This window comes from Vibrio sp. S234-5 (genome assembly GCF_000960595.1).
In the GTDB taxonomy this organism is placed as follows: Bacteria; Pseudomonadota; Gammaproteobacteria; order Enterobacterales; family Vibrionaceae; genus Vibrio.
Map to the genome: position 1 here is coordinate 1 of NZ_JZAM01000460.1, position 366 is coordinate 366.

The 366-nt window shown below is 43.7% G+C and carries 1 pseudogene; it reads left to right on the plus strand.

Annotated features, from left to right (window positions below):
- Window positions 1-4 precede the first annotated feature (4 nt).
- Window positions 5-123: pseudogene (locus tag UF06_RS28500) on the plus strand (DUF3265 domain-containing protein); the annotation flags it as partial.
- Window positions 124-366 lie beyond the last annotated feature (243 nt).

The following is a 366-nucleotide window of genomic DNA, read 5'->3' on the forward strand; positions in this document are numbered from 1 at the left end:
AAACATAACAAAGCGTTTAAGTGGGATTCATGCCGCGTGGCATTTTTGGTTTGCAGTGAGTTTTGTGGTGAAAATGGTCTGCGGAAGGTTGGTTTATGCTGCACTCACCCCTTAACGCGGCGTTATGCAACTCAGGTAAATTTAGGGGTTCAATCTTTTGGGATTTCTCCGGCTATTCGATTTGTTTTGTCGGCAAATGAGCATTTTTACCCTCAAATTCTTGGTTAACTCAAACCGTAAAACAGGCAAATTTCTTTGTTTGCCTCAATTGGTTTTAGCGTTGGCGCGTTGGCAGTTTTGCGGGTGCAAAGTGTGGAAAGGGCAAGTTAATCGATCATTTCGCATTTGCTGAAAGTCTTGCTCGGC